Source organism: Oleiphilus sp. HI0066, assembly GCF_001635725.1.
In genome coordinates, this window is sequence record NZ_LWFH01000365.1 from 1 (window position 1) to 730 (window position 730).

A 730-nucleotide genomic window follows, 5' to 3' on the forward strand; every position below is an offset into this window, starting at 1 on the left:
GCTCGCTGCTTTTAATATATCGCTGCTTTGGCCTGTTAAGAATATATCGATGTCTTTGCCAGGAGGACCACCGCGAGGACTAGTAATGCTAAGTTGCTCAACGCCATCAGGCATTTGTAATGCATCTTTCCACGCGGAAATTAGTTCAGGGTTGCGCACTTCTCGCGAGTCTGGCGTGACCGTTTCAACATGTAGCGAGGCATATTGCTCTCCTTGCTGGTAACTTTGCCCTCCATCAAAGGTCGCTTGGTTAACACGCAATACAGCATGGACAATCAGGTCATCTTCGCGGTTGTATTTCTCTTTCAGTTGATCGTTCGCACGCCACAATGCGTCCTCTAGGTTGCGAGCAAATGAGCGTACTTCCTCAGGCGGCGTGCCTGCGGCAAATTTTGCATTGCCTAGTAGCACGTGGTTTTCAGGTTGAGGGAAGAATTCAAACTGGATACGCCCCGATATGATGAGCGTAATAGATATAAGAAAAACAGAGACTGCGAGCATTAAGGTCGTGCCCCGGTTTTGTATTGCTTTCGTCGCGAGCTGTCTAAACGTTCCGTCTCGGAAGGCATTAAACTTAGAATCAACCGCCACTCGAAAACGACTTTCTTTGGCGTTGTGCCCCATTTTTTTCAAGCTGTGATTCAGGTGCCCCGGCATAATTAAGAAGCACTCAATGAGTGATGCGATGATTACGCAGATAATGACCAAGGGAATGGCGAATAAAATATTA

The 730-nt window shown here is 47.3% G+C and carries 1 pseudogene; it reads right to left on the reverse strand.

Annotated elements, in window-relative coordinates:
• Window positions 1-730, reverse strand: a pseudogene (locus A3738_RS30600) (AcrB/AcrD/AcrF family protein); the annotation flags it as partial.